This window comes from Arenivirga flava (assembly GCF_030161575.1).
Taxonomy (GTDB): Bacteria; Actinomycetota; Actinomycetes; order Actinomycetales; family Microbacteriaceae; genus Arenivirga; species Arenivirga flava.
This window is the reverse complement of record NZ_BSUL01000001.1, coordinates 3,103,510-3,129,979: the sequence shown is the minus strand read 5'-3', so window position 1 is coordinate 3,129,979 and position 26,470 is coordinate 3,103,510. Positions and strand designations below refer to the sequence as shown.

Sequence of the window (26,470 nt, the reverse complement as noted above, 5' to 3'; positions counted from 1 at the left end):
GAAGTGAGGGCAGCCTCACTGAGCTTAGCCTTACCTTAAGGACGCATGGGCATCCGCCGATCACGGAACGGTAACGGAGGAAGGCTCAGGCCTCGGGCGCGTAGATCGCGCGGGCGAGCGCGTCGAGCACCTCGGCCGAGCGCGGGCCGAAGGAGAGCACCTGGCCGTCGGCCATGTCGACGAAGCGGCGGTGCTCCCCTGCGGCGGTCAGGGCGATCGCTGGCTTCTCGGCCAGCAGGCCGTCGACGCCGCCGACCGACTCGAGGCCGTCGGTCATGACGAGGATGAGGTCCGGGTCCAGCTCGGTGAACGCCTCGTCCGTTGCCGGTATCATGCCGGTCCAGCCGATCTCGCCCGCCGCGTCGATGCCGCCGAGCGCGGTGATGAGCTCATCCGCTCCGGACTCCTCGCCGAAGAGGTAGTAGACGCCCGCCGAGCCGCGCAGGTAGAGGAACGCCATGCGCAGCCGTTCGGACTCGTCCTGCGGAGCGATCGCCGCGATCTGCCGCACGGCGTCCGCGATGTCGGAGCGGATGCGCTCGGCGAGCAGCTCCCCCGCCTCCGGCACGCCCAGCGCCGCGGCGACCTCGCGGGCCTGCTGCTCGGCGCCCTCGTACGACGTCGCGGTGTCGACGAAGACCACCGGCACGCCGGCATCGCGCAGCTGCAGCACCACGTCGTTCGGCCCGATGCTGCCGTCGGTGATCACGACGGAAGGGTCCAACCCGAGCACCGATTCGGCGTTGACGCTGTGCCCACCGGAGGTGACCACCGGCAGGTCCTCGCTGCCGGGGAAGGTCGTCGAGACGTCGCGGCCGACCAGGGAGCCGCCGAGGCCGAGGCCCCAGACGGTCGCGGCGAGCGACCCGGAGAGATCCATGGCGATGATGCGCGAGGCGTCGTCGACGGTGACCTCCACATCGCCCGCCAGGTCGTGCGAGGCGATCGTCACCGGCAGCTCGGGCCGCGGGTCGTCGAGCACCGGCTCGATGGCGGCGTCGGCGACGAGAGCGGTCGACTCCCCCACGTACGCCCCGGGATCGTCGAGGGTAGCGAGCTCGCTGAGCGGCACCCGCGGCTGCTCGGCGACGGCCTCGAGCGGCCCGCTGCCGGACGGGCCGGCGCAGGCGGCCAGCGCGACGATCGCGAGGATCCCGAGGGGATGCCCGCCGTGCGCCGCATCACGCCGCCCCGGACTTCCTGCGGCCGGCGACGATGGCCGCGGTCACTCCGCCGGCGAGGGCGATCAGGCCGCCGACGATGGCGATGATGAGCCCGGGCGACGGCACGTCGTCGTCACCGGCCGCCAGCGCCGGCCCCTCCGACGCGGCCGGCAACGGCTCGGTCGCCTCGGCGGCGGTCGGAACCGCGCACGTGCCCGTCGCACTGAAGGTCAGCGGGTCGAGCGCCGTGCCGGCCTCGTAGCTGCCGAACGCCTCGAAGCCCTCGGCGGTGATCGCGGCGGGTACGGCGTCGCCGCCGATGGTCAGCGTCCCGCCGTCCTGCACGATCGTCGCGCCGGAGAGGTCGAGATCGGCGAAGGGCACCTGGATCAGCGTCTCGGCGTCGGTCTGCCCGGCCATCGCGGCCTCCATCGGCACGCTGCGCAGATCGAGCAGCAGGCGGCCCGCATCCGGTCCGGTCAGCTCGATCGTGGGGTTGGCGACGGTCGTGTCGAGCAGGCCGCCGTGCCCGGTGAAGCGGATGGCACCGCCGAACGCGATCGAGCCCGTGCCGGCCTCCGCGTCCGCCGTGCCCGTGCCTCCGCTGAAGCCGAAGGACGGCGTCTCGTAGGTCGCGCCGTCGAGCACCTCCCAGGTGCCCTTGGCGATCGAGCCGGAGATGTAGGAGCGGAACGACTCCTTGAAGCCCCAGGTGATGCTCGCGTCGGCGACGGTGCAGCCCTCGGTCGGCGCCTCCATCGCCGCAGCGACGGTCGACGCGGGCAGGAGCAGCGCGCCGCCGAGCAGGGCCGTCGCGAGGACGGGCGCGGAGTGACGGAGGCGGTGGGGGCGCATGGGGGCTCCAGGACTGCGAGAGGTTAGGAACTCCTAACCTATCCCAGTTCCGAGGAGGTCGGCCCGGGAACGGCGGACGGGGCGGACGCGCCGTGCGCGATCCGCCCCGTCCCGTGCATCCGCGCGCGTCGTCAGTCGAGCGGATGCACGCCAGGACCGTCAGTCGACGTCGCGTCGCCAGGTGGTCAGCGCCCCGATGAGCACGAGCACCGCGGCCATGCCGCCGAGCACCAGCCCGCCCTGCCACCAGTCGAGCTGGTCGCCCCCGCCGCCCATCATGGCGTTGAAGGAGCTGCCCCCGACGAGCGCGTCGCCCGCGGCGCCCGGCAGGAACTGCCCGACGCTCGCGTTGAGGTCGGTGAAGCCGAGCGCGACGCGCAGGGTGGGCTCGAGGAACTGCGTGAACGCGAGCACGATCACGATGACGACCACCTGGTTGCGGAACACCGAGCCGAGCCCCAGGCCGAGCACCGCCCAGATCGCCATGGCGAGCACGGTGCGCGCCATGATCAGCCACACGTCGGGGTCGTCCAGCCCGGTCTCGGCGCCCGTCGCCCCGAGCACCGCGGCACCCGGCACCACCGAGGCGAGCACGATGCCGAGGCCGAAGACCGCGCCGACGATCGCCGCGACGACGACCTTGCCCGAGAGCACGACCGCACGGGACGGCGTGGCGAGGAAGGTGGGCGTGAGGGTGCCGTGACGGAACTCCGCTGTGACGATGAAGGCGCCGACGAGCACCGGGAAGGCGTAGGCGATCGTGCTGCCCAGGCTGTAGACGAGCTCGGCGACCGCGATGCCCTCGATCGGCTGATCGCCGCCGAGCAGACCACCGAAGATCGCGGCCATGCCGGCCGCGAAGGCGCCCACGTACGCCACCATGACGAGCAGCAGGATCCACCAGGTCTTGAGGCCGAAGAGCTTCGCGCTCTCGGCGCTGATCGAGCGGATGAGGGTCATCGCCCCGCTCCTTCCATCGCGGTGGTCGTATGCTCGCCGGTCACGAGGTTCAGGAAGACGTCCTCGAGCCCGCTCGCGGTCGTGCTCAGAGCGCTCAGCGGGATGCCCGCGGCGAAGGCGTGCGCGCCGACCTGCTCGGCGTCGAGGCCAGTGACGACGAGACCGTTCGGCAGCGGCTGCACCGCGGCGTGCGGCGCGAGCGCCGCCTGCAGCTCGGCCCGGCGCGGGGCGTCGACCGTGACGGTGGTCTCGCCGGCGAGGCCGGCCAGGTCGCCCTGGTAGGCGAGCCGGCCCTTCGCGATGATGACGAGCTCGTCGACCGTCTGCTGCACCTCGCTGAGCAGGTGCGAGCTGATCAGCACCGTGCGCCCCTCCTCGGCGAGCACCTTGAGGAACGAGCGCATCCAGCGGATGCCCTCCGGGTCGAGCCCGTTGATCGGCTCGTCGAGCACGAGCACCGACGGGTCGCCGAGCAGTGCTCCGGCGAGGCCGAGGCGCTGGCGCATGCCGAGGCTGTAGCCGCCGACCTTGCGCGAGCCGGCCTCGGCGAGGCCGACGCGCAGCAGCACCTCGTCCACGCGGGCCGCTGGTACGCCCGCGGCCTTCGCCTGGATGGCGAGGTGCCCGCGACCGCTGCGCGAGGGGTGGAAGCTGTTCGCCTCGAGGGCGGCGCCGACCGTGGTGAGCGGGCTGTCGAGCTCCGCGTAGCGCTTGCCGCCGATCGTCGCGGAGCCGGAGGTGGGGCGGATGAGCCCCAGCAGGCTGCGCAGCGTCGTGGTCTTGCCCGCGCCGTTCGGGCCGAGGAAGCCGGTGACCCGGCCCGGCTCGACCGTGAAGCTCAGGTCGTCGACGGCCCGCGCGCTCCCGTACTGCTTGGTGAGGTTCCTGACCTCGATGGGTGATCCTCGTCTCGCCATGCGGCGCTCCCTCCTCTGAGTGATCTCCAGCTTGGCTTCCTGAGGTGCGCTCAGGCCAGTGTCAGGCGGCATGCGGACGTGTGACATCTGTCATGCATCCCGTCCTCGTAGCGTGTGCATCACCCGAACCAGGAGGAGCATGTCCCAGCCCCAGGAGCCGATCCGCCCGATCGTGCCGCCGATCGCATCCGGCGGACCGCAACCGCACGACATGCCGGACTTCGACCTGCGCCCGCCGCAGGACCCGATGGCCGAGCGCCTCGGCGGCTGGGTCGACAAGCTGCTCAGCGTGCACCGGCCGGCCGTGCTCGCCCACCTGCGCAGCATCCGTCGCGCCAAGCCGGATGCGAGCCCTGCCGAGATCGCGCGCATCCTCGAGCGCCGCTACCTCGCCGCCGTCACCACGGGCGGAGCGGCGGTCGGCGCGAGCGCCGCCGTGCCCGGGCTCGGCACCGGCGCCGCGCTCGCCCTCACCGGCGTCGAGACGGCCGGCTTCCTCGAGGCGAGTGCGCTCTACGCCCAGTCCATCACCGAGCTGCACGGCATCGCGCTGGAGGATCCGACACGGGCCCGCGCGCTCGTCATGACGATGATCATGGGCGGACCGGGCGTCGAGCTGGTGAAGCACCTCACCGCGCAGGCCACCGGCAGCGGCGTCGGCATGAGCGGCTACTGGGGCAGCACCCTGGCGCAGAGGCTGCCGCGCACGGCGTTCGGGCCGATCGGCGATCAGCTGCGCAACGCCTTCCTGCGACGCTTCGCGGCCAACACCGGTGCCGGCGCGATCGGCCGGCTCGTGCCGTTCGGCATCGGCGCGGCGATCGGCGGCAGCGGCAACCTCATCCTGGGCCGGCGCGTGATCGCGGCCTCGCGCACGGCGTTCGGCCCGCCTGCCGACGTGTTCCCCGACGCGCTCGCGATCGAGACGAAGGCCCCGCGGGAGCGGAAGCAGCGCGACCTCGCGCCTCGCAGGGCGCTCCTCCCCGGCCGCCGCAAGCGGGAGCGGTCCTAGCTCGGCCGGCGTGAGCCCGACTCAGCCGGCCTGACGGAGCGGATGCTGCGACGACGGGTCCGACGCGGTCGGCACGTCCGTGGCATCGTGCAGGCGGGCATGACGATCCCAGGCTTCCAGGAGACGCTCGATCGCCGCGTGGAACCGCGCGGTGGCGGCGCCGGGGGCCGTGTCGCCGAAGTGCCGGTGCACCCAGTGCTGCAGGCGCTCCTGCGCGTCGCTGCTGCCGATCACACGATCGAGCTCGGCCACCGCATCCGCTGCGCCCTCGACCGTGAGCCACTCGGCGGCACCGAGGTAGCCCGACTCGTCGACGCTGGCCTCCGGATGCGCGGGCCGGGTCACCATGATCGGCTTGCCGGTGGCGAGGCGGTCGTAGACCATCGCCGAGATGTCGCAGACCGCGATGTCGGCGGCGGCGAGCTGCCAGCCCATCTCGGGGCCGTCGTCGAAGACGTGCTGCGCGCCCGGATCGGCGGCGTTCGCGCGCGCGAGCTCGGCGACGATCTCGCGGTGCGCGCGTCCGTACTCCTCGTCGAGCACGCCGCTGCGCGGGTGCGGGCGGTAGATCACGCGATGGCGTCCCGTCGCGGTGAGCGCGCGCACCAGCTCGCGACCGTGCGTGGCGATGGAGCCGTACGCCGCCGCCGGTCGGTCGCCCTCCCACGTGGGGGCGTAGAGCACCACCGTGCGGTCGTCGGGCTCGTAGGGCAGCGCGCCGGCGAAGTGGTCCGCCTGCGGGCGGCCGATCGGGATCGCGCGCTTGTCGAAGTCGTAGTCCCAGAGCACCCTGCCGAGCCGCTCGAGCGCCGCGTCGCCGGCCACGAAGGCGTAGTCGTACGCCTTGAACTGGTTGGTGGTCATGTACATCTTGTCGGACTCGCCGTGGTTGATGAACACGTGCCACATGCGCCCGTAGCGCATCATCTGGAAGTTCTTGGCGTTCTGGTTGACGTAGAGGACGACGCGCAGCTCCTGCTTGTCGATGAAGTCCTCGAGCTGGGCCACCTTCCTGGCGTAGACGATGGGCACCGGCGACTCCTGCAGCAGCGCGAGCGCGGCCGTCGGGTGCCGGGCGATGATCGTCACCGGATGCGTCCTGTGCAACTCGGCCAGCGGTGCGTACCACTGGCGGATCTGGTACATGTTCACGTCGCTGTCGGCGAAGTAGACCACCACCTCGGCCTCGCCCCGCTCGAGCCGCTCGCGCTCGCGGTAGAGGGGCCAGAGCCGGCGCTGCAGCCGCCGCGCGTGCAGCGCCTCGACGACCAGCTTGCGCGCCGTGGCCAGATCGCGGCGGAAGGGCATGGTGAACTCCAGTCGAACGTGGGGAGGCACCAGATTAAATGATCGGTCCTCGACCGGCCCTGAACATGCGTGCGACCGTTACCCAAGAGATACGGCGCCGTCCGGGCGGCGTCTCGCGCCATCCCTCCGCCCAGCCGCCGAACCAGGCGCGCAGCTGTTCCGGGCGGCGCGCCCAGCGCAGCACCTGGATGGCCGTCCAGCTGCCCACGTAGATCGGCGCGAGCACCCACGGCAGGTTGCGCTTGGCCAGCCACACCCGGTTGCGGGCGTTGAGCCGGTAGTAGTAGTCGTGCCGGGCGGGGTCGATGGCGGGGTGGTGCGCCACGAGGTCGCCGGCGTACCAGGCGCGCAGGCCCTGATCCCAGACCCGCCAGGCCAGCTCGACGCCCTCGTGCGCGTAGAAGAAGGGCGCCGCCCATCCGCCCGTCCGGTCGAAGACCGCTCGGGGCAGCAGGGTCGCACCCTCCCAGACCGAGAACACGGGGCCGGAGTCGGTGGCCTCACCCTTGCGGATGCGCGGGATCCAGCGCCGCGGGTTCGCTCGGCCCTCGGGGTCGACGACGCGCGGCTGCAGCAGGCCGATCGACGGATCCGAGCGGATGAGGGCGATCGCGTCGGCGAGGAAGGTCGGGCTCGGCAGGCTCGCGTCGTCGTCGAGGAAGAAGACCCACTCCCCCGACACCGCGTCGACGCCGCGGTTGCGGCCGGCGGAGATGCCGAGGTTCTCGGGCAGGTGCAGCCCGCGGACGCCCTCGGGCAGGCCGACGGGAGCCCAGCCGTTGCCGACCACCACGATGTCGAGCTCGACGCCGGTCTGCGCGAGCAGGGTCTCGAGGCCGTGGCGCAGATCGTCGGGGCGGGTGCCCTGGCTCAGCGAGACGACGCCGACGCTCGGCGCCGCGGGTGCGGCCGGCTGCGTGTGCGGCGCGGCCGACGGCTGCGGCGTGCTCGCATCCGCTCGGTCCGCGGGGACGCTCGGCGCCGCATCCGCTCGGCCGTCCGGGGCGGCGGTCAACGCACCCGCTTCGAGGCCAGGATCGCAACGAAGTGGCCGGCCAGTGCGAGCAGCGACAGCGGGACGAGCGCGATCAGCAGCCAACGGGCCGCCTCGATGTCGCCGACGAACAGGCCGACGACGGCGGAGGCGCCGATGAGCAGCGTGAGCTCGACCGAGTGGTAGAGGCGGTGGAACGGCAGGAAGCGCGCCGCGCGGCGCAGCGTGGCGAGCGCACCGGAGGTCGGCACCGACTCGTGCTTGCGGTCGGCGAGCTTCTCGAGCCCCGCGTTGGCACGGGCGACGTGCACCATGTCGTTGAGCGCCTTGTTGAGCACGATGACGAGCGCGAGCAGCAGGCCGAGCGTGGTCCAGAGGTAGTCCGCCGGCGCCTCGAAGGGCCAGCCCGCGGCGCGCACGCCGAGCGCGATCGGGATGAGCGCCTCGGTCGTGTAGTGGCCCACCTTGTCGAGGAAGACGCCCATCGGCGAGCGGGTGCCGCGCCAGCGGGCGACCTCGCCGTCGCAGCAGTCGACGAGCATCTGCAGCTGGCCGAGCAGCACGGCGACGATCGCGCCGGGGATGCCCGGGATGAGCACGGCGGCGGCCGTGGCCCAGCCGGTGAGGATCATGAGCCCGGTCACGCCGTTGGCGCTGATCGGGGTCTTCAGCAGCACCCAGGTCAGGTACGGCGAGAGGTCGCGCAGGTAGAGGCTGGCGGTCCAGTGCTCGGCGTTGGCGCGCTGACGCACCTCCGGCGGCTGGGTGACCGCGCGCAGCTCGGCGATCGAGGCCGGGCGGACGCCGGCGGGTGATGCGGTCACTAGCGCCCTCGGTAGTAGGAGATGTTGCGGGTGAGCTTGGCGAAGCCGATGACGAAGCCCAGCCCCCATCCGATGTGGATGCAGGGCAAGACTACGAGAAGACGCAGGGCCGCGCCCGCACCCAGCTGGGGGATGCACGCCAGTGCGACCGCGATCACACCCAGCAGGTAGAGGCCGGGCACTGCGAAACCGAGCAGCGGCCAGGCGGCGCCGCCGAGCGACACTGTGATCGCGCCCACGAGGCCCGCGATGGTGCCGAGCAGCATCGCGACGACCGCGAGCGGGGGCACGAAGTAGCGCACCGAGTTCTGCGCCGGGAACCGGCGGGCCAGCTCGCCGCGCCACAGGCCGGTGGCGACGAATTGGCGGGTGAGGCGGCGCAGGCTCGACCTGGGCCGGTACGTGACGGTGAGGCGCGGGGTGAACCACACCGTGCCGCCGGTCTGGCGCAGCCGGCGGTTGAGCTCCCAGTCCTGGCCGCGCTTGATGTCCTCGTCGAAGAGGCCGACCTCGAGCAGACGGTGCCGCTGGAACACGCCGAGGTAGGCGGTCTCGCTGGGTCCCTCTTCGCCACCGACGTGGTGGCTGCCGCCGCCGAGCCCGACGGGCGAGCCGTAGGCGAAGGCGACCGCGCGCTCGAAGGCGCTGGTCCCCTCCGCCAGCATGATGCCGCCGACGTTGTCGGCGCCCGTGCGCAGCAGCGTCTCGACGGCGACGGCGGTGTAGTCGGGCGTGAGCACCGAGTGCGCGTCGACCCGGATGACGACCGGGAAGACCGACGCCCTGATCGCCACGTTCAGGCCGGCCGGCGTCGAGCCGACCGGGTTGTCGAGGAAGCGGATGCGCGGATCCCGCGCCGACATCGCCTCGATGAGCTCGGTGGTGCCGTCGATGCTCGGGCCGAGCGCGAGGATGACCTCGACCTCGCCGGCGTAGTCCTGGGCGAGCAGCGAGCGGACGGCGGCCTCGACGTGCTCGACCTCGTTGAGCACCGGCATCACGTAGGAGACGCCGGGAAGGGAGTCGTCCTGCTGCATGAGCCCCATGGTAGTGGGGGCATGGCGCAGGCCCCGTCCCTGCCGGGACGGGGCCTGCGCGGCGGCTCACATGGAGCCGAGCGTCACCTCGACCTCGCCGGCGCCGTCGCCCCGGTTGTAGGTGATCGTGACGGAGGCACCCGCGGCCTGGGCGCGCACCTGGGCGACGAGGTCGCTCATGCTCGTCACCGGCTTGCCGTCGATGGCGGTGACCACATCGCCGGAGCGGAGTCCGGCCGCTGCAGCCGCGCCGCCCGGGGAGACGTCGTCGATGAGCGCGCCGACCGTCGAGGACTGGTCGGTGCTGGTCACGTCGCCGACCGTCGCGCCGAGGAGGCCGTGCGTCGCCTCGCCGTTCGCGATGAGCTCGCTGGAGATGCGCTCTGCGACATTCGACGGGATCGAGAAACCGACGCCGATGGAGCCCGCGCTCGAGCTCGTGCCGCCGCCACCCGCGGTCGCGATCGCCACGTTGATGCCGATGAGGTCGCCGTTGGCGTCGAGCAGCGCGCCACCCGAGTTGCCCGGGTTGATCGCCGCGTCGGTCTGGATGACCGAGAGGGAGATGGTCGAGCTCGCCTGCTGCTGCTGCTCCTGACCGGGAAGGTCGAAGCCCCAGAAGTCGTAGGGGCTCTGCTGGTTGCCCTCGCCCTGGTCGGTCGATCCCCCGTCGGGCACCTCGCTCGACGCGACCGAGATGCTGCGGTTGAGCGAGCTGACGATGCCGTCGGTGACGGTGTTGCTCAGACCGAGCGGGGCGCCGATCGCGATCGTGCGGTCGCCGACGTTGAGGTCGTCGGAGTTCGCGAACTCCACCGGCGTGAGGTCGCTGGCGCCATCGAGCTTGATGACCGCGAGGTCGTAGACGGGGTCGGTCCCGACGATCGTGGCGTCGTAGAGGCGGCCCTCGGAGTCGGTGACCTGGATGCTCGGGTCGGCGACCGAGCCGTCGAGCGAGACGACGTGGTTGTTGGTGAGCACGTAGCCGTCGTCGCTGATGATGACGCCCGAACCGCTGCCGGAGGCGTCGCCGCCGGAGACGGAGATCGTGACGACGGAGGGGGTCGCCTGCGCAGCGACGGCCGTGACGAGGTTGACGTCCTCGGTGTCGTTGACGGTGACGGAGGTGGGGTTGGCGTGCTCGACGCCGGCGACCGAGCTGCTGCCCGCACCGCCGCCGATGAGCGACGTGATGCCGGCACCGGACACGCCGCCGACCAGCGCGGCGAGCGCCAGGGCCGCGACGGCGACGCCGGCGCGGCGGTTCCTCGGCTTCTTCTGCGCGTTCTGCGCGTTCTGCGCGGGAGGGGCCCACTGCTGGGTGCCCGGTCCCGTGGCCGCGGGGCCGAAGGCGGCGCCCGGGAGGTGGTGCGAGCCCGGGCTCGGCTGCTGCTGGGAGTACTGCTGCTGGGCGTACTGGCCGTACTGCGGCTGGGGCTGGCCCTGCTGCTGGGGGTGGCCGTGCTGCTGGGGGTGGCCCTGCTGCTGGTAGGCGGCGTGCTGCGCGCCGTGCTGCGCGTGGGCGGCGGCCTGCGGCGCGACCGGGGGCGCGAACTGCTGGCGCTCGCCGTGCTGCGGGTTCGCGGCGGGCTGCTGGGCCGAGTGGGCGGGCTGCTGGACCGGGGTCTGCGCGGTCGCGGCGTCGGGCCGCTGGGCCGCGGTCTGCGCGGTCGCGTCGGCGGCTGCCGGATGCTGCGGTTCGGCACCCTGCTGGCTCGCGTGCTGCTGCTGCTCCGGCGTCGAGCCCTCCTCGGCGGGGACGGACGCGCTGTCGTGCTGACGGTTCGGGTCGGTGTCACCGGCGCCGGTGTTCGGGTTCTCGTTCATCGGGGTTTCCTTTCAGGCGGAGCCAGCTTCCAGCGCACACCTGAATGAACTGTATGGCGATTCTGTGAGCGGGTTGGCCCTTGTCTATGGCGTTGCCAGCGCGATTCGCCGGGGGCGGAACGGAGGGGGCTAGAGGCGACCGAGGGCGCCGGCTCGCGTCCGATCCTCCGCATTGGGGCGCCTCGACGACAGCGGGGCATGCGGGCACGCGCCCCACTGTCGGCGAAGCGCCCCAACACCGCGTCGATGAGGATCGGAACGGGTGCGGAGGCGCTTCGCCGCATCGGCCAGCGTCCGGGAGCGCCTCTGCGAGCAGTCCGCCGTAGGACCCGCTCCGTTCGGGCTGCAGCGCTCGGTCAGCAGCCGGGGCCGCGGGTTCCCGTGCGGCAGTCCCGGTCGACGAGCACGGTGCCCGCGCGGCCGACCGTGATCTCGAACGAGCCGGACTCCGACACCAGGGTGCCGGGGACCGGCGTCCAAGGCCCGCCGCCGACGGAGTACTCCGCGGCGAAACGCACCGAGAGCGCCAGCGTGTAGACGCCGGGATCGTCGTAGACGTGGCTCGTCCTGGTGTCGGAGAACTCCGCCTGCCCGAGCTCGGCCCAGGTCGCGCCGCCGTCAGGCGTGCTCAGGGTCGACCCGTCGCCGCGGTCCCACAGGAACTCGACCGGCGTGAAGCGGACCTCCGCGGGCAGGCCCAGCAGCTCCCCGGATGCGGACACCGGCGCGTCGTCGGCCACCGGGTTGACGGGGAGCCCGGTGATCGCCCAATCGCCGGGCTCGGCGCTGAGGCGGTCGGCGCGCGGGGAGAAGGAGGCGAGGTCGTTGATCGTGACGGTGGGGGCTGGGCCGGGGGTGTCCTGGGGCGGCTGGTCCTCTCCCGCGAGGCATCCTTCTCCAGAGCCGACGACGTTCACCGGGAGGCAGTCGCGCGGGTCAGGCGCCTCGGGCTTCATCGACGGGGAGTCGTTCTTGCCCGGACCCGAACCAGTCGCCTCCGAGGAGCGCGACTGGTTGGCGTCAGAACGAGCACCAACTGCTCCGTCCAACGTCACAGTCCGACCGTCGCTGTCGCTCTCAATGACCGGGCAGGATCCGGCGACTTGCTGCAGTCTCCCGCACTCGGTGCCGCCAGCCCCGGAAGCTGCCGAGGCGGCACCTGGGAGGAGGCTTAGTAGCGTCACAACTGCGAGTGTCAGCAGAAGTTTGGACCGCGCCATAACTCATCCCTCGAGACCACGAGTGCGCCCGACGCTGTACTCGTCAATCCAATCTCGAACGGAAGGACCGGTGGCCGGCCCGGATCGGATACGGACTTTCCGTCGGCGTTGACCAAATCTGTGGCTGAGACGTCCTGACAAACGAAGATGGCTATCGATTCCGAGCCCTCAGAGGGGTTGCCACTCCAATGCTGCAGCTTGTCGATCACGAAGGTTGTCTCACCCTGGCTCCTGACGCCGCTGGACAGCGCTTCGGCGAACCCGGCCTTCTGAAGTTCGGCGGCCTGCCCGATGGCATATCGATCGAGTCGTTCGGGTTCCGCCCCTCCGTCTTTGAGGATGTCGTCGATGACTTTCACGTACGCGCGATAGACCTCCTCCGCCGCCGCCAGCGCCTCCTCTTCCGAGGCGAAGATGGGTTCGTCCGTCGGGGGCGCGACCGTCGGCTCCGGTTCAGGCTCGGGCGCGGTGCAGCCGGCGAATGCCACGGCGGTGAAGAGCGCGATCGGGGCGGCGGCGCGGCGGAGGAGCATGGCGTCACCGTAGCCGCACCCGCTGCTCCGCGAACCGGCCGTCCACAGGGTCATCGGCAGATGGGCGAGGCAGTGCCCTCGGCCAATCGCTCGACGACGAAGACCCAGCCCGTCTCGGGCGCGGCGACGAGGTCGACGGTCTGCTCGAGTCGGCCAAGCGTGCGGCCGCTGTCGCCGAGCGCCACGTGCTCGCCCTCCAGGCACACCTCGAGTTGCACCTGCGCCAGCTCGTCGCTCTGCTGCAGGATCGTGCCGCGCACCTCGCCCAGCTCCGGGACGGCGCCGAACGTGAGGCCGGCCGCGTGCAGGCGCTCGTTCAGGGATGTCTCTGCCGTGAGCAGCGACGGGTCGAGGTGAGCGCTCAGCGCACTCGGGTCCGCCCGGCCCGTGGCGACCTCGCCAGCGACGACGACGTAGTCCTGGTAGTCGGCGACCGCGACGCGCATGAGGTCCTCGTCACTGACGGGCTCCGCCGACGCGGTCGCGGACGAGTCCGGCGCTGTCGTCGGGGCAGCGACGTCGCCCCGACCGGGTCCCGGAATCGGCAGCAGAGCGCAGCCGGCGAGCGGGAGGGTGATGAGTGGGAGCAGGAGCGTCCGTGGGGTGTGCATGGCACGGGAACCTACGGGGCGGCGGCGCTGCCGGCGCCGTGCATCCGCTCTCCGTGAAGAGACGCAGGGCTGAGCAGCTGTGGAGGACGTGACGCCCACGGCACTAGCCTCGCGGTGGGCGGTCGCGCCGCTGGTGGACCGCCCGACCCCGAGCTCGACGTGAGGTAGCGATGGACATCCCCGGCCCCTGGCAGCGCACCGCCCGCGGCGCCCTGCTGCTCGACGACGCCGGCGAGCTGGCGACCACGATCTTCGCCGAGATGAGCGCCCTCGCCGCGGCGACCGGGGCGATCAACCTGGGGCAGGGCTTCCCCGATGAGGACGGCCCCTCCGAGGTGCTCGAGGCGGCGCGCCGGGCGATCGCCGACGGCGTCAACCAGTACCCGCCCGGGCCCGGCCTGCCGGCGCTGCGGGAGGCGGTCGCCGAGCATCAGCTGCGGTTCTACGGCATCCCGCTCGATGCTGCGCAGGTGCTCGTCACGGCCGGCGCGACCGAGGCGCTCACCGCGACGATCCTGGCGCTCGTCGACCACGGCGACGAGGTCGTCGTGCTCGAACCGTTCTACGACTCGTACGCCGCGGCCGTGGCCCTGGCCGGAGGCGTGCTCCGCACGGTGCCGCTGCGATGGCCCGGCTTCCGGCCCGACCACGACGAGCTGCGCGCCGCCGTCACCGACCGCACCCGACTCATCCTGATCAACACCCCGCACAATCCGACCGGCACGATGCTCGACCGCACGACCCTCGAGCTCGTCATCGACCTCGCGCACGAGCACGATGCCGTCATCGTCACCGACGAGGTCTACGAGCACCTCGCGTTCGACGCCCCGCACATCCCGATCGCCTCGCTGCCCGGCGGTTTCGAGCGCACCGTCACGATCAGCTCCGGCGGCAAGACCTTCAACACGACCGGCTGGAAGATCGGCTGGCTCAGCGGCCCCCTCGACCTCGTGCGCGCCATCACGGCGGTCAAGCAGTACCTCACCTACGTGAACGGCGCGCCGTTCCAGCCGGCGATCGCCGTCGGGCTGCGGCTGCCCGACGCCTTCTTCACGGGAGCAGCGGATGCGCTCCGCGCCAAGCGCGACCTGCTGAGCGCCAGCCTGCGCGAGGCCGGCTTCGCCGTCTCGACCCCGCAGGGCGGCTACTTCGTCGTCGCGGATGCGGCGCCGTTCGGCGTGACGGACGCTGCGGACTTCGCACGGCGGCTGCCCGAGCTCGCCGGCGTCGTCGGCGTGCCGTTGACGGCCTTCGTGCTGCCGGAGCATCGCGAGGGGTACCGGTCCCTCATCCGCTTCGCGTACTGCAAGCGGCCCGAGGTGCTGCAGGAGGCCGCAGGACGGCTGGCCGGCCTCGCGCGGGCCTGAGCGGATGCGATCACCCGTGCGATTCGGAGGAGCACCGAGGCCTCCGGCGCAGGGACGAGGGAATGCTCGCCGCGACGCAGGGCGAGATCAAGCCCTGATGCTTGATCTGCGGGGTTGCCGATTCGGACGATACCGCTGGCGGGGCTGATCTCCTCCGTTTCGCACAGGGGGCGGGGATGCGAAGCGCAGCGCGCGGCGCGGCCGCCGACTCGGGCTGCGTGGCGGTCAGCGGGGCGCGACCGTGAAGCGGCGCAGCCGGAGCGCTGGGTTCTCGGCGCGCACCGCGTCCAGCCGGGACCGCTCGAGCCAGGCGACGGCCGTGCCCTCCGACTCGCCCAGGCCGGCGAGCTCGACGCCCTTCGGGTCGATGACGAGGCTCGTGCCCACCCCGACCGGGGGGATGTGATCGGCGGCGACCGCGAAGGCCGTGTTCTCGATCGCACGCGCCGTGAGCAGCGTGCGCCAGTGGTGCTCCTTGAGCGGGCCGCGCACCCACTCGGCGGGCACGACCAGCACCTCCGCGCCCGCATCGACGAGGGTGCGGCTGACCTCGGGGAAGCGCACGTCGTAGCAGGTCTGCAGGCCCACGGCGAAGCCGTCCGCATCGAAGACCGCGGCCGCGCTGACCTCGCCCGCCTCCATCCAGTCGCTCTCGCGCACGCCGAAGGCGTCGTAGAGGTGCACCTTGCCGTAGCGGGCGACGACGTCGCCGCTCGGGTCGATCGCCACGACGGTGTTCGCGAAGCGCGCGGGGTCGGCTACGGTCGTGATGAGCCCGGCCACGAGGAACAGGTCGAGCTCGCGGGCGAGGGCGCCGAGCTCGGTGACGAAGGGACCGTCGAGGGTCTCGGCGTGCTCGACGTAGTGCGGACCGAGCTCGTCGCCGAAGTACGAGGCGTACTCGGGCAGCACGACGAGCCGGGCCCCGCGAGCGGCAGCGGCGCGCACCAGGCCGTCGATCGCGGCGAGGTTCGCGGCGCGGTCGGCGCCGGGCGCGAACTGGGCGATGCCGACGGCGAGTGAGTCGCTCATCCGGCCAGCCTAGGGGCGACGCCGTTCCTCGTCGCCCGGCGCACGGCGGGTACCCTCGACAGGGGCGCATCCGCCCATCCTCCCCTCCTCACGAAAGCAGCAGCGTGCCCGCGACCAGCAACCCCGAGACCTACCGTGTGACCATCGGCAGCCAGGAGACCGACCTGCCCATCGTCGAGCTCGGTCAGGGCGAGCGGATGGCGCTGATGATCACGGTCGACATGGGTGTGGGCTTCATGGCTCGTGCCGGCGAGGACCTGGCGGCGCTGCTGCGCGACCTGCGCCCGGACGTGATCGCGGCGCCGGCGACGCTCGGCATCCCGCTCGCCCTCGAGGTCAGCCGCGCGCTCGGCCACGAGGACTACGTCGTGCTGCAGAAGAGCCGCAAGTGGTATCTGCGCGACAGCCCGCGCCTCGACGTGAACTCGATCACCACGCAGGACACGCAGACGCTCATCCTCGACAAGAGCCGCATCCCGCTCGTGCGCGGCAAGCGCGTCGTCGTCGTGGACGACGTGCTCTCGACCGGTGCGAGCGTGGCGACCAGCGTCGAGCTGCTCGAGCAGGTGGGCGCCGAGGTCGTCGGCATCGGCGCGATGCTCACCGAGAGCGACCTCTGGGTGGAGCGCCTCGGCGCCCACGCGGCGAACGTGCGCGCCCTCGGCGAGGTGCCGTTCCCGGTGCCGCCGCAGGGCTGACCTGCCGTTGCGGTCGCGGAAATGGCGCCCTGCCGCCGTTCCGGGCTCAGTAGGGCGTGCCGCCCGCGTCCGCGTTGACCGCCTGGCCGCGGATCACGTACGCGGCGTCCGAGAGCAGGAACGAGTACACCGCGGCGACCTCCTCGAGCGCGGTGTGACGGCCCAGCTGGGTCGCGACCATCTTGTCGAAGATCGACGCCGCATCCTCGCCGACGATCTCGGAGTACGCATCCGCCACCTCGCGCAGCATGGCCGTCGGCAGGCCGCCGGGGCACACGCAGTTGACGTTGATGTCGTGCGGGGCGAGGCTCTCGCTGAGCACGCGGGTCTGGCTGATGACCGCCGCCTTCGTGGCGCTGTAGGCGAGCGAGTCGGCGTGACCGACCTTGCCGGCCTCGCTCGCGGTGTTGACGATCGCGCCGCGCACGCCGTCCTCGATCATCGCCTTCGCCACGCGGCGCGAGACCTCGTAGGTGCCGATGAGGTTGATGTCGACGAGGCGGCGCCAGTCGCTCCAGCTGATCTCGAGCGGGTCGGCGTGGAGCACGATGCCGGCGATGTTCGCGACGCCGTCGAAGCCGCCGAGCCCCGTCCGAGCGGCGTCGACGGCGTCGGCGATCGACTGCTCGTCGGCGACGTCGATGCGCCCGTGGCCGGCGAGGCCGAGCTCCGCCGCGGTCGCCGCAAGCTCGCCGTCGAGGATGTCGACGGCCCAGACGGATGCGCCCTGCGCGGTCAGCAGCGCTGCGACGGCCTTGCCGAGCCCGCGCGCCGCCCCGGTGACCAGGTAGCGCTTGCCGGCATGGCTCGGCAGCACCGGGGGCAGGCGCAGCGGGTGCACGCCGGAGCTGTCGATGGTGGAGAACTTGCTCACGCTCAGACCTCCAGCAGCCGCTCGGTGAGCAGCGCGCCGAAGTCCTCGCCGCATTCGAGGACGACGCGCACGTTCGCATCCTCGGGCTCGATGTCGAAACCGCGCCACATGGTGCGGGCGTCGACGACGGTCGAGCCCTGCTCGGGGCCGTCGCTCACGTCGACGAAGGTCGGCAGCTTCGGCGCCACGGTCGGCACGATGTCGCCGGTCGCGATGGCGGCGGCGAGGGGGTCGTGCAGGGCGCACTGGGGGCTGCCGAAGATGGTCTCGTAGAAGCCGAAGTAGAAGCGCAGCATCTCCCCGATGGAGCTCACGGCGCGGTTGCCGTCCGACTCCAGTCGGGCGCGCTGCTCGGCGTGCAGCACGTTGCGCATGGTCACGTCGAGCCCGACCATCGTGATGTCCCAGTCGGCCGCGTAGACGAGCGCCGCGGCGTCGATGTCGTTGGCGGTGTTCGCATCCAGTCGAGCGGAGTTGGTGCCCGGCACCAGCACGTTGCCGCCCATGGTCGTGACCTTCCCGACCAGCCTGGGCAGCTCGGGCTCGAGCTGCAGGGCCAGCCCCAGGTTGGTGAGCGGGCCGACCGCGACGATGTGCAGCTCGCCCTCGTGCTCACGGGCCTTGCGCACGATCATCTCGGCCGCGGTGAGATCGGCCTCGGGGTCGCGGCCGGCGCGGGGCAGCTCCACCTCGCCGATGCCGTTGACGCCGTGCACGAAGGCGGCGTCCTCGCCGAGCCGTCGGCCCATCGCGGCGTCCGGCCCGGCGGCCACGGGCACGTCGCCGCGGCCGAGCAGCGCGAGCAGATCGCAGGTGTTGCGAGCAGCCTGGCGGGTGTTGACGTTGCCGAAGATGCTCGTCGCGGCGACGAGGTCGACCTCCGGATGCGTCGCCATCCAGGCGACGGCGAGGGCGTCGTCGATGCCGGTGTCGACGTCGAGCAGGTAGGGGCTGGGCATGGTGCGCTCCGTGGGCTCAGGCGGTGACGAGCGCGACGCCGCCGCGGCGGCGGCGCAGCGCGGCGATCGCGACGAGGGCGATCAGGGTGACGAGGTAGGGTGCGGCGTCGGCGAACTGCACCGGCAGCCCGAACGACTGCAGGCGGATGCCGACCGCATCCACGTAGGCGAAGAGCGCGAGCACGCCCACCAGCGGCAGCACGCGGCCGTTCGCGAGCAGCACGGCGACGACCACGATCCATCCGCGCCCGGCCGACATGTTCTCGGTGAAGAGCACGACGTTGCCCAGAGAGAGCTGCGCGCCGGCGAGGCCGCCGAGCACGCCCGAGACGAGCACCGCGGCCGTCTGGTAGCGCGCGGGGCTGATGCCGAGGGTCGCCGCGGCGCCGGGCTTCATGCCCACGCCACGCAGCCGCAGGCCCGAGCGCGTGCGGCTCAGGTAGAGCTGCATCGCGACGGTGGCGAGGATCGCGACGTAGCCGAGCACCGTGAGCGAGCTCAGCATCGAGCCGAGCCACGGCACGTCGCCGAGCAGCGGCAGGCGGATGGCGTCGAGCCCGTCGGTGCCGGGCTGCTGGAGCGACCCGCGCACGCCGAAGATCGCGAAGAGCAGGAAGCTCGTGAGCCCGACGACGAGCAGGTTCACCGAGATGCCGATGACGATCGGGTCGGCGCCGCGCACGATGCCGCCGAAGGAGAGCGGCGAGGCCACGATGACGCCGCTGACGATCGCGATCGCGACGCCCGCGATCGCGCTGCCCGTGAGCACGCTGCCGGCGAGGCCGCCGAAGGCGCCGGCGAGCATGATGCCCTCAAGCGAGACGTTGAAGACGCCGACCCGGTGGCAGATGAGACCGCCGAGGCCGAGCAGCAGCAGGGGCACGAGGCTGCGCACCAGCGCCGCGAAGGTCTCGGGGGCGATGAGGATCTCGAGCATCTCAGCCCTCCTTCACGGTCGTGGTGTCGCGCGGGGTGGGCGCCGCATCCGGTACCTCCTCGATCCGCTCCCCCGTCGCCGCGGCCTCGGCGCGCCTGCGCAACCGCTGCGTGACGTAGGGGATGCCGAGGCGCAGCACGACGAGGAAGATGACGAGCGCCTGGATGATGGAGGCGATCGCCGGCGAGAGCGCGAACGTCCGGTTGAGCTCCTCGCCCCCGACCTGCAGCATCGAGAAGAAGAACCCGGCGAGCACGGCGCCGATCGGCGAGCTGCGGCCGAGCAGCACCACCAGGATCGCCGTCATGGCGTAGCCGGTGGCCTCGAACTGGCCGTCGAGCAGACGGAAGTTGGTGCCGAGCACGACGAGGGCGCCGATGAGGCCGGCGAGCCCTCCGCTGATCGCCAGGCTCGTGAGCACGACGCGGCTGCTGCGGATGCCGACGTTGCGCGCGAAGGCGCCGTTCAAGCCGGTGACGCCCGCTTCGAAGCCGGTCGCCGTGCGGCGGTTGAAGAGGATCGTCGCGATGACGAGCAGGATCACGACGACGAACGACCAGTTGAGGCCCCGAGCGGCGAGCAGCAGCACGTCGTTGCGCTCGAGCGCCTGGCCCATCGCCTCGCCGAGCGGACTCCGCGCGGGCACGAGCGCGCTGATCTGCAGGTCCTCCGAGATGGTCGGCGTCGCCTGATCGCTCGCGGACGGCGGCTTGAGCAGCGAGATGACGTACGAGACGCCGGCGATGCCGATGTAGTTGAGCAGCAGGCTCGTGACCAGCACGGGCGGCCCCAGGGTCACCTGGATGACGCCGGGCACCGTGCCCCATGCCGCGCCCGCGACGACGCCCGCGGCGCACGCGGCCAGGATGCCGAGCACGCCGGTGCCGGGGAGCGCGAGCGCGGTGACCACGCTGGCGAGCCCGCCGACCAGGAACTGCCCCTGGCCGCCGAGATTGAAGACACCGGCGCGGAACGAGTAGATGAGCGCGATCGACAGGCCGACGAGCGGCACGGACCGCTGGAGCGTCGTGACGAGGCCGCGCCCGGTGAGGGAGCCCTCCAGCAGCGTGCCGTAGACGGCGAAGGGGTTCTGCCCGATCGCGACGAGCAGCACGCCGACCGCGACGAGCGCGCCGAGGATCGACACCGTCACGGTGCCCGTGAGCGCGGCGAGCACGCGGCGGCCGAGCACGGCCGGGTCCCGTCGCCGTGCAGCGGTGGTGACGGCGGTCATCGTGCCGTCCCTCCTTCCGCGGCCGAGGCCGCCTCCTCGGCGAGCGCCGTCTCGTAGGGGACGCCGGCCATCATCAGCCCCAGCAAAGGCACGGTGGCCTCGGCGGACGGGATCACGGCCATGACCCGGCCCTCGAACATGACCGCGATGCGGTCGGAGAGGTTGAGCACCTCGCTGAGCTCGCTCGAGACGAGCAGCACGGCGCCCCCGCGGGCGCGGTACTCGTCGAGCTCGCCGTGGATCGACTCGATGGCGCCGATGTCGACGCCGCGGGTCGGCTGCTCGGCGACGAGGAGCGGCGCGTCGTGACCGAGCTCCCGCGCGACGACGATCTTCTGCAGGTTGCCGCCCGAGAGGGTGCCGACGGCGACGGCGGGGCCGGCGATCCTCACGCCGAACCGGCGGATCAGGCGCTCCGCGTGCTCGACCATCCGCTTCGGCTGCAGCAGTCCGCGCTCGCGCAGCGGCGAGCGGCGGTGGTAGCCGACCGCGAGGTTGAGCACGGCGTCGCCGAGCGGGGCGCTGCCGGTGACGTGCCGGTCCTCGGGGATGTGCGTGAAGCCGAGGTCGCGTCGGCGGCGGTTGTCCGCGCCGTCGACGTCGGTGCCGGCAATGCGGATGCGACCCGAGCGCAGCGGATGATGACCGCCGATGGCCGCAGCGAGCGCGTCCTGCCCGTTGCCGGCCACGCCGGCGATGCCGACGATCTCGCCCGCCCGCACGCTGAGCGAGACGTCGTCGACGGCGGTGCGGCCGTCGACCTCGACGGTGACGCCCTCGACCTCGAGCACGGGAGCGCCCGGCGCGCTGCGCGCGAGGCGCTGGCTGAGCTCGACGTCGCGCCCGGTCATGTGCCGCGAGATCTCGCGCGGGCTCGTCTCGGCGGTCACGAGCGAGGCCGTGACCCGGCCGTCGCGCAGCACGGTGACGCGGTCGGCGACGGCCATGACCTCGTCGAGCTTGTGGGTGATGAAGATGATCGACTTGCCGGCGGCCCTCAGCGAGCGCATGACCTCGAAGAGCCCCTCGCTCTCCTGCGGGGTGAGCACGCCGGTGGGCTCGTCGAGGATGAGGATGCGCGCATCGCGGTACAGCGACTTGAGGATCTCGACGCGCTGCAGCACGCCCACGGGCAGGTGCTCGACCCGCTCCCCGACCGGCACCTGCAGCCCGTAGCGCTCGGCGAGGTCGCCCACCTCGGCGGCGGCGGCGCGTCGGTCGACCAGGCCGAGGCGCCCGGGCTCCGCGCCGAAGACGACGTTCTCCGCCACCGTGAGCTCGGGGAACAGGTTGAAGTTCTGGAACACCATGCCGAGCCCGGCGGCGATCGCGTCGGTCGGGTCCTTGAAGGATCGGCGCTCGCCGCCGACGACGATGGTGCCCTCATCCGGTTGCACGAAGCCGTAGAGGATCGACACGAGGGTCGACTTGCCGGCGCCGTTCTCGCCGATCAGCGCGTGGATCTCGCCCTGTTCGACCGCGAGGGAGATCCCGCCGTTCGCCACCACCTTCGGGTAGCGCTTGGTGATGCCGGAGAGTTCGAGGGCTCGCATGCCTTGCCGATCGGATCTGGTGCGGGAACGGGATGAGGAGGCGGTGCCGCGCGGCGCCGCCTCCCCTCGATGCTGTCGGTGTCAGCCGGCCAGGATGGGGTCCGGCACCTCGATGTCGCCCGCGACGATCTGGTCGCGCACGGCCGAGACCGCTTCGATCACCTCGGGGTGCTCGGCGATGACGCAGCCGCTGTCGGCGACGCCCTCCTCGAGACCGGTCAGCGAGAGGCCACCCGAGGCGAGGTCGTAGACGGTCGACTCGCCGCCGGGCTCGCCGTCGGTGATCTTGGTGAGCAGATCGAGGACCACGACGTCGATCTTCTTGATGACGTTGTCGACGACGACGCCCTCGGCCTGGCCGCACTGGTTGATGTCGACGCCGTAGGCGAAGGCGCCGCGCTCCTGCGCCGCCTCGAAGACGCCGCCGTTGCCGCCGGCCGTGGCCGCGAAGACCTGATCCGCGCCGCCCTCGAGCGCGGCGAGCGCGTTCTCCTTGGCGCCCACCGGGTCGGCGAACGGGTTGTCGCCGCCCACGAAGCTCTGGTTGTCGGTGATGGCCGCGTCGACGCTCTGCGCGCCGAGCGCGAAGGAGTCGGTGTAGCGGTTGATGAACGGGGTGTCGAGCGCGCCGACCGAGGCGACCGCGCCGGTCTGCGTCAGGTGGCCCGCCTCGACGCCGGCGAGGTAGGCGCCCTCGTACTCGGCGAACTGGCCGCAGTAGAGGTTGCTCGGCAGGTCGCCCTCGACGACGGGGCAGTCGTCGATGAGCACGAAGGGCTGCTCGGGGTTGTCGGTCGCGTACTCGAGGGCGAACTTGGTGAGCTGGAAGGTCGTGAGCACGATGGCGTCGGGGGCCTCGTCGAGGGCCGCCTCGATGTTCGAGCGCATGGTCTGCTCGGTGCCGTCGCTCTCGAAGGTCTTGGCGGTGCCGCCGAGCTCCTCGGCCGCGGCCTTCGTGCCGGCGTCGCCGAGCTTGAGGAACTCGTTGATGCCGAGCGCCTCGGGGGTGATGTAGACGAAGCTGGGGCCGTCGGACGACGTGCCGCCGGTGGTGCCGGTCGAGCAGGCGGTCAGCGCCAGCGCGCCGAGCGCGACGGCGGCGACGCCGAGACGGGATGCCTTGAACACGGGGACTCCTCGGGTGAAGTGGGTGCTGTGCGGTGCGGGACGGGGTGCTCCCGTTGCAGGGTATTCGAGCCCATGTTGCACGCGCGTTACGCGCTGCACGCGTGCATGACCCGGAATGACGATAACGGGGCGGGCGGACGCGCACGAGACGTCCGTCCGGGGCAAGCGGCGGCGCATCCGCTCGGCCGTACGATGCTGGGCATGACCCTGCGTTTCGAGGGCGCGCTCGTGCGCGCCGGCCGGCCCGATCTGCTCGACGCGCGGATCGAGACGGGAGCGGACGGCCGCATCCGCTCGCTCGAGGCGCTGCCGGCGGGCACGGCCCCGCGGCGCGTGCTGGTGCCCGGCTTCGCCAACGGCCACTCGCACGCGGGCATGGCCGCGCTGCGCGGCCTGGGCGACGGACTGCCCCTGCTGGAGTGGCTGGAGGTCGTGATGGCCGCCGAGTCGCTGCTCACCGAGGACGACGTGCTGTGGAGCCTGCGGCTCGCGCTCGCCGAGATGATCCGCGGCGGCACGACCGCGGTGGCCGACGCCTTCTTCTGGAACGAGCGCCTCGTCGAGGCGGCGGTCGAGGCGGGCATCCGCATCGCACCGGGCGTCGCCGTGTTCGGGCCCGAGGGCGTGCCCTACGCGGCCGCCGGCGGTCAGCCGCTCGACGGACAGATCGCGATGGCCGAGCGGATCGGCGAGGCGTTCCGCGGGCATCCGCTCGTGCGCCCCACCTACGGCGTGCACGCCGTCTACACGAGCGGACCCGAGGTGTTCGCCAGGGTTGCGGAGCACGCCGCGGGCAACGGCATGGGCGTGCAGGTGCACCTCTCCGAGTCGCCCACCGAGGTCGCCGAGGCGCTCGCGGCCCGTGGCGAGACCCCGGTGCAGACGGCGGCGCGCACCGGCTTGCTCACCCCGTCGACGATCGTCGCCCACGCCGTGCACACCACCGACGACGACCTGGCGCTCATCGCCGCCAGCGGTGCGAGCGTCGTGCACAACCCCGGCAGCAACCTCAAGCTCGGCAGCGGCATCGCCCGCGTCACGCGCATGCGCGAGGCGGGCATCCGGGTGGCGCTCGGCACCGACGGCCCGGCCTCCAACGACGCCCTCGACCCGCTGCGCGAGCTGCGTCTCGCCCTGCAGCTGCAGCGCGGCTCGCTGGAACGGGCGGATGCGCTGAGCGTCGACGACGCACTGGCGATGCTCACCGTGAACGGCTACGAGGCGCTCGGCTTCGAGCCGACCGCGCTGGAGCCCGGCGACCCCGCCGACCTCGTGGCGGTCTCCGCGGACTCGGTGCACGCCGAGCCCTTCCACTCCCCCGCCGGCTACCTCGGCTGGGTCGCGACCGGCGCCGACGTCACCGACGTCGTCGTGGCCGGACGGCCCCTGCTGCGGGATGGCGAGCTGCTGACCCTCGACGAGGAGCGCATCCGCTTCGAGGTCGCGAGGATCGCGGCGCGGCTGCGCTGAGCCGTCAGCCCTCGCGCGCCTCGAGCAGCCCGAGGAACTCGTCGGCCCAGGCCACCTGCCGCGCCAGCTTCTCACGCCGCTGCAGCGCCTCGGTGTGGAAATCGGCCAGGCGACGAGCGGATGCGGGATCCTGCGGCGCGTCGATCGCGGCCAGGAGCTCGCCCATCTCGTCCAGCGTGAAGCCGAGCGGCTTCATGCGGCGGATGAGCAGCAGGCGCTCGAGGTCGCCCTCGGTGTAGAGGCGGAAGCCGCCGTCGCTGCGCCCGGACGGCTTCAGCAGACCGACCTCGTCGTAGTGGCGGATGGTGCGCAACGAGAGCTCGGCACGGTCGGCGAGCTCGCCGATCTGCATCATGTCCACCCGAGCACCCTCCCGTCACCGCAACCTTACCCTTACGTTAGGGTAGGGATTCGCGGCCACTCGGACCGCACCTCATTCTCCCCGCTCGAACGGACGCCCCGTGACGCCCTCATCCCGCCCCCTCGGCGTGCTCGCCGTGCTCCGCAGCCCGCGGCTGCTCCTGCGCGAGGCGCTCGCCGGCCTCGTCGTGGCGCTCGCCCTCATCCCCGAGGCCATCTCGTTCTCCGTGATCGCCGGGGTCGACCCGCGGGTCGGGCTCTTCTCCTCCGTCGTCATGGCGATCGCGATCGCGATCGTCGGCGGCCGCCCCGCCATGATCAGCGCCGCCACGGCCGCCGTGGCGCTCGTGGTGGCGCCCATCGCGCCGCAGTACGGCATCGACTACCTCATCGCCACGATCCTGCTCGGCGGGCTCATCCAGATCGTGCTCGGCCTGCTCGGCGTCGCCAAACTGCTGCGCTTCATCCCCCGCAGCGTCATGACCGGCTTCGTCAACGCGCTCGCGATCTTCGTCTTCACCGCGCAGCTGCCGCACCTCATCGACGTGCCGTGGGTCGTCTATCCGCTCGTCGCCGGCGGACTGCTCGTCGTGCTCCTGCTGCCGAAGCTCACCAAGGCGGTGCCCGGTCCCCTCGTCGCGATCGTGCTCGTGACCGTGGTCGCCGTGGTCGCGAACCTCGACGTGCCGACGGTCGGCGACCAGGGCGCCCTGCCCGACGTGCTGCCCGTGCTCGGGCTGCCGCAGGTGCCGCTCACGCTCGAGACGCTGCAGATCATCGGGCCGTACGCGCTCGGCATGGCCGTCGTCGGCCTGCTCGAGTCGCTCATGACCGCGAAGCTCGTCGACGAGATCACCGAGACGGGCTCGTCGAAGACCCGCGAGTCGTGGGGCCAGGGCGTCGCCAACATCGCCTCGGGGCTGTTCGGCGGCATGGGCGGATGCGCGGTGGTCGGCCAGACGATGATCAACGTGAAGACCTCCGGCGCGCGCAGCCGGGTCTCCACCTTCCTCGCCGGCGCCTTCCTGCTGGCGCTGCTGCTCGCGCTCGGCCCGATCGTCGGGCTGATCCCGATGGCCGCCCTCGTCGCCGTCATGATCGTGGTCGCGGCTGCGGCCTTCGACTGGCACAGCATCCGCTCCTCCACGCTGCGGCGCATGCCGCTCGGCGAGACCGCCGTGATGGTGCTCACCGTCGCCGGCACCGTGATCACGCACAACCTGGCCATCGGCGTGGGCCTCGGCGTGCTCGCCGCGATGGTCGTCTTCGCCCGCAGGGTCGCGCACTTCGCGACCGTGACGCTCGTCGCGCGCGACGACGACGAGGCGCGCTACCGGGTGGAGGGCGAGCTCTTCTTCGCCTCGAGCAACGACCTCGTGCAGCAGTTCGACTACGCCGCCGACCCCGCGTCGATCGTGATCGACCTCAGCGGATCGCACGTCTGGGACGCCTCGACGGTCGCCGCCCTCGACGCGGTCGCCGAGCGCTACCGCCGCCACGGCGCGACCGTGCGCTTGGAGGGCATGAACGAGGCCAGCAGCCGCTTCCACGGCCGCCTCGCCGGCACCCTCGGCAGCGCGGAATGAGCGCACGAGCG

Annotated in this window: 25 protein-coding genes; 5 read left to right on the top strand and 20 right to left on the bottom strand. The window is 72.3% G+C overall.

The window, feature by feature from the left end; translation table 11 throughout:
- Window positions 1-85: 85 nt before the first annotated feature.
- The 4 genes from QQK26_RS15415 to QQK26_RS15400 form a co-directional block, all read right to left on the bottom strand.
- Complete coding sequence (locus QQK26_RS15415) at window positions 86-1,072, bottom strand: heme/hemin ABC transporter substrate-binding protein (protein WP_284234342.1); 987 nt, start codon at window positions 1,070-1,072, stop codon at window positions 86-88.
- Window positions 1,073-1,181: 109 nt separating this feature from the next.
- The gene (locus QQK26_RS15410) at window positions 1,182-2,018 is read right to left on the bottom strand and encodes an HtaA domain-containing protein (RefSeq protein WP_284228803.1); all 837 of its coding nucleotides are present in this window, start codon (window positions 2,016-2,018) and stop codon (window positions 1,182-1,184) included.
- A gap of 159 nt (window positions 2,019-2,177) precedes the next feature.
- Entirely contained in the window at window positions 2,178-2,978 is an 801-nt protein-coding gene (locus QQK26_RS15405) for an ABC transporter permease (protein WP_284228801.1), read from the bottom strand.
- On the bottom strand, window positions 2,975-3,895 hold the full coding sequence (locus QQK26_RS15400) for an ABC transporter ATP-binding protein (protein WP_284228799.1): 921 nt from the start codon (window positions 3,893-3,895) through the stop codon (window positions 2,975-2,977). Before QQK26_RS15400 ends, QQK26_RS15405 begins: the two co-directional genes overlap by 4 nt.
- A 139-nt stretch (window positions 3,896-4,034) precedes the next feature.
- Between QQK26_RS15400 and QQK26_RS15395 the strand changes: the two genes are divergently transcribed.
- Entirely contained in the window at window positions 4,035-4,907 is an 873-nt protein-coding gene (locus QQK26_RS15395; RefSeq protein ID WP_284228797.1) for a hypothetical protein, read from the top strand.
- Window positions 4,908-4,928: 21 nt separating this feature from the next.
- On the opposite strand, the gene QQK26_RS15390 is transcribed toward QQK26_RS15395, so the two are convergent.
- From QQK26_RS15390 to QQK26_RS15355, 8 genes are all read right to left on the bottom strand, one after another.
- On the bottom strand, window positions 4,929-6,215 hold the full coding sequence (locus QQK26_RS15390) for a CDP-glycerol glycerophosphotransferase family protein (RefSeq protein WP_284228795.1): 1,287 nt from the start codon (window positions 6,213-6,215) through the stop codon (window positions 4,929-4,931).
- A 34-nt stretch (window positions 6,216-6,249) separates the two neighbouring features.
- Window positions 6,250-7,089, bottom strand: coding sequence for a glycosyltransferase family 2 protein (locus QQK26_RS15385; protein WP_284234354.1), 840 nt, complete (start codon window positions 7,087-7,089; stop codon window positions 6,250-6,252).
- Window positions 7,090-7,226: 137 nt separating this feature from the next.
- Window positions 7,227-8,033 carry a CDP-alcohol phosphatidyltransferase family protein gene (locus tag QQK26_RS15380; RefSeq protein WP_284228790.1) on the bottom strand — a complete coding sequence of 269 codons (807 nt, stop codon included), beginning with the start codon at window positions 8,031-8,033 and terminating at the stop codon, window positions 7,227-7,229.
- Window positions 8,033-9,070, bottom strand: a complete 1,038-nt coding sequence (locus QQK26_RS15375) for a glycosyltransferase family 2 protein (protein WP_284228788.1) — start codon at window positions 9,068-9,070, stop codon at window positions 8,033-8,035. The genes QQK26_RS15380 and QQK26_RS15375 overlap by 1 nt, the downstream gene beginning before the upstream one ends.
- Window positions 9,071-9,136: 66 nt before the next feature.
- Window positions 9,137-10,897 carry a S1C family serine protease gene (locus tag QQK26_RS15370; protein WP_284228787.1) on the bottom strand — a complete coding sequence of 587 codons (1,761 nt, stop codon included), beginning with the start codon at window positions 10,895-10,897 and terminating at the stop codon, window positions 9,137-9,139.
- Between the two features lie 356 nt (window positions 10,898-11,253).
- Window positions 11,254-11,814 (bottom strand): PKD domain-containing protein, encoded by a 561-nt coding sequence (locus QQK26_RS15365; RefSeq protein WP_284234340.1) that lies wholly within the window; start codon window positions 11,812-11,814, stop codon window positions 11,254-11,256.
- 278 nt (window positions 11,815-12,092) lie between these two features.
- Entirely contained in the window at window positions 12,093-12,650 is a 558-nt protein-coding gene (locus tag QQK26_RS15360; RefSeq protein WP_284228784.1) for a hypothetical protein, read from the bottom strand.
- A gap of 50 nt (window positions 12,651-12,700) precedes the next feature.
- Window positions 12,701-13,096, bottom strand: a complete 396-nt coding sequence (locus QQK26_RS15355) for a hypothetical protein (protein WP_284228783.1) — start codon at window positions 13,094-13,096, stop codon at window positions 12,701-12,703.
- Window positions 13,097-13,431: 335 nt separating this feature from the next.
- Between QQK26_RS15355 and QQK26_RS15350 the strand changes: the two genes are divergently transcribed.
- Window positions 13,432-14,628, top strand: coding sequence for an aminotransferase class I/II-fold pyridoxal phosphate-dependent enzyme (locus QQK26_RS15350; RefSeq protein ID WP_284234335.1), 1,197 nt, complete (start codon window positions 13,432-13,434; stop codon window positions 14,626-14,628).
- A gap of 225 nt (window positions 14,629-14,853) precedes the next feature.
- Here the strand turns inward: QQK26_RS15350 and QQK26_RS15345 are convergent, their stop codons facing one another.
- On the bottom strand, window positions 14,854-15,660 hold the full coding sequence (locus QQK26_RS15345) for a carbon-nitrogen hydrolase family protein (protein ID WP_284234333.1): 807 nt from the start codon (window positions 15,658-15,660) through the stop codon (window positions 14,854-14,856).
- 104 nt (window positions 15,661-15,764) lie between these two features.
- Between QQK26_RS15345 and QQK26_RS15340 the strand changes: the two genes are divergently transcribed.
- Window positions 15,765-16,358, top strand: coding sequence for a phosphoribosyltransferase family protein (locus tag QQK26_RS15340; RefSeq protein WP_284234331.1), 594 nt, complete (start codon window positions 15,765-15,767; stop codon window positions 16,356-16,358).
- 46 nt (window positions 16,359-16,404) lie between these two features.
- Here the strand turns inward: QQK26_RS15340 and QQK26_RS15335 are convergent, their stop codons facing one another.
- From QQK26_RS15335 to QQK26_RS15310, 6 genes are all read right to left on the bottom strand, one after another.
- Window positions 16,405-17,232: an SDR family NAD(P)-dependent oxidoreductase gene (locus QQK26_RS15335; protein WP_284234329.1), complete on the bottom strand. Its 828-nt coding sequence runs from the start codon at window positions 17,230-17,232 to the stop codon at window positions 16,405-16,407.
- Window positions 17,233-17,234: 2 nt separating this feature from the next.
- Entirely contained in the window at window positions 17,235-18,191 is a 957-nt protein-coding gene (locus QQK26_RS15330) for a nucleoside hydrolase (protein ID WP_284234327.1), read from the bottom strand.
- Window positions 18,192-18,207: 16 nt separating this feature from the next.
- On the bottom strand, window positions 18,208-19,128 hold the full coding sequence (locus tag QQK26_RS15325; protein WP_284234325.1) for an ABC transporter permease: 921 nt from the start codon (window positions 19,126-19,128) through the stop codon (window positions 18,208-18,210).
- 1 nt (window position 19,129) lies between these two features.
- Window positions 19,130-20,362 carry an ABC transporter permease gene (locus QQK26_RS15320; protein WP_284234323.1) on the bottom strand — a complete coding sequence of 411 codons (1,233 nt, stop codon included), beginning with the start codon at window positions 20,360-20,362 and terminating at the stop codon, window positions 19,130-19,132.
- Window positions 20,359-21,915 carry an ABC transporter ATP-binding protein gene (locus QQK26_RS15315; RefSeq protein ID WP_284234321.1) on the bottom strand — a complete coding sequence of 519 codons (1,557 nt, stop codon included), beginning with the start codon at window positions 21,913-21,915 and terminating at the stop codon, window positions 20,359-20,361. Before QQK26_RS15315 ends, QQK26_RS15320 begins: the two co-directional genes overlap by 4 nt.
- A gap of 81 nt (window positions 21,916-21,996) precedes the next feature.
- Window positions 21,997-23,043, bottom strand: a complete 1,047-nt coding sequence (locus tag QQK26_RS15310; RefSeq protein ID WP_284234319.1) for a BMP family ABC transporter substrate-binding protein — start codon at window positions 23,041-23,043, stop codon at window positions 21,997-21,999.
- 201 nt (window positions 23,044-23,244) lie between these two features.
- On the opposite strand from QQK26_RS15310, the gene QQK26_RS15305 reads away from it, so the two are divergent.
- A complete protein-coding gene (locus QQK26_RS15305; protein ID WP_284234317.1) occupies window positions 23,245-24,513 on the top strand; it encodes an amidohydrolase family protein in 1,269 nt (422 codons plus the stop codon).
- Between the two features lie 4 nt (window positions 24,514-24,517).
- Here the strand turns inward: QQK26_RS15305 and QQK26_RS15300 are convergent, their stop codons facing one another.
- Complete coding sequence (locus QQK26_RS15300) at window positions 24,518-24,868, bottom strand: MerR family transcriptional regulator (RefSeq protein WP_284235383.1); 351 nt, start codon at window positions 24,866-24,868, stop codon at window positions 24,518-24,520.
- A 106-nt stretch (window positions 24,869-24,974) separates the two neighbouring features.
- On the opposite strand from QQK26_RS15300, the gene QQK26_RS15295 reads away from it, so the two are divergent.
- Window positions 24,975-26,459 (top strand): SulP family inorganic anion transporter, encoded by a 1,485-nt coding sequence (locus QQK26_RS15295; protein ID WP_284234314.1) that lies wholly within the window; start codon window positions 24,975-24,977, stop codon window positions 26,457-26,459.
- Window positions 26,460-26,470 lie beyond the last annotated feature (11 nt).

Coding starts and splice junctions, on each gene's coding strand:
- QQK26_RS15410 (WP_284228803.1), bottom strand. CDS start 2,018: ATGCGCCCCCACCGCCTCCGTCACTCCGCGCCCGTCCTCGCGACGGCC.
- QQK26_RS15405 (WP_284228801.1), bottom strand. CDS start 2,978: ATGACCCTCATCCGCTCGATCAGCGCCGAGAGCGCGAAGCTCTTCGGC.
- QQK26_RS15400 (WP_284228799.1), bottom strand. CDS start 3,895: ATGGCGAGACGAGGATCACCCATCGAGGTCAGGAACCTCACCAAGCAG.
- QQK26_RS15395 (WP_284228797.1), top strand. CDS start 4,035: ATGTCCCAGCCCCAGGAGCCGATCCGCCCGATCGTGCCGCCGATCGCA.
- QQK26_RS15390 (WP_284228795.1), bottom strand. CDS start 6,215: ATGCCCTTCCGCCGCGATCTGGCCACGGCGCGCAAGCTGGTCGTCGAG.
- QQK26_RS15375 (WP_284228788.1), bottom strand. CDS start 9,070: ATGCAGCAGGACGACTCCCTTCCCGGCGTCTCCTACGTGATGCCGGTG.
- QQK26_RS15370 (WP_284228787.1), bottom strand. CDS start 10,897: ATGAACGAGAACCCGAACACCGGCGCCGGTGACACCGACCCGAACCGT.
- QQK26_RS15360 (WP_284228784.1), bottom strand. CDS start 12,650: ATGCTCCTCCGCCGCGCCGCCGCCCCGATCGCGCTCTTCACCGCCGTG.
- QQK26_RS15355 (WP_284228783.1), bottom strand. CDS start 13,096: ATGCGCGTCGCGGTCGCCGACTACCAGGACTACGTCGTCGTCGCTGGC.
- QQK26_RS15350 (WP_284234335.1), top strand. CDS start 13,432: ATGGACATCCCCGGCCCCTGGCAGCGCACCGCCCGCGGCGCCCTGCTG.
- QQK26_RS15345 (WP_284234333.1), bottom strand. CDS start 15,660: ATGAGCGACTCACTCGCCGTCGGCATCGCCCAGTTCGCGCCCGGCGCC.
- QQK26_RS15330 (WP_284234327.1), bottom strand. CDS start 18,191: ATGCCCAGCCCCTACCTGCTCGACGTCGACACCGGCATCGACGACGCC.
- QQK26_RS15325 (WP_284234325.1), bottom strand. CDS start 19,128: ATGCTCGAGATCCTCATCGCCCCCGAGACCTTCGCGGCGCTGGTGCGC.
- QQK26_RS15320 (WP_284234323.1), bottom strand. CDS start 20,362: ATGACCGCCGTCACCACCGCTGCACGGCGACGGGACCCGGCCGTGCTC.
- QQK26_RS15315 (WP_284234321.1), bottom strand. CDS start 21,915: ATGCGAGCCCTCGAACTCTCCGGCATCACCAAGCGCTACCCGAAGGTG.
- QQK26_RS15305 (WP_284234317.1), top strand. CDS start 23,245: ATGACCCTGCGTTTCGAGGGCGCGCTCGTGCGCGCCGGCCGGCCCGAT.
- QQK26_RS15300 (WP_284235383.1), bottom strand. CDS start 24,868: ATGATGCAGATCGGCGAGCTCGCCGACCGTGCCGAGCTCTCGTTGCGC.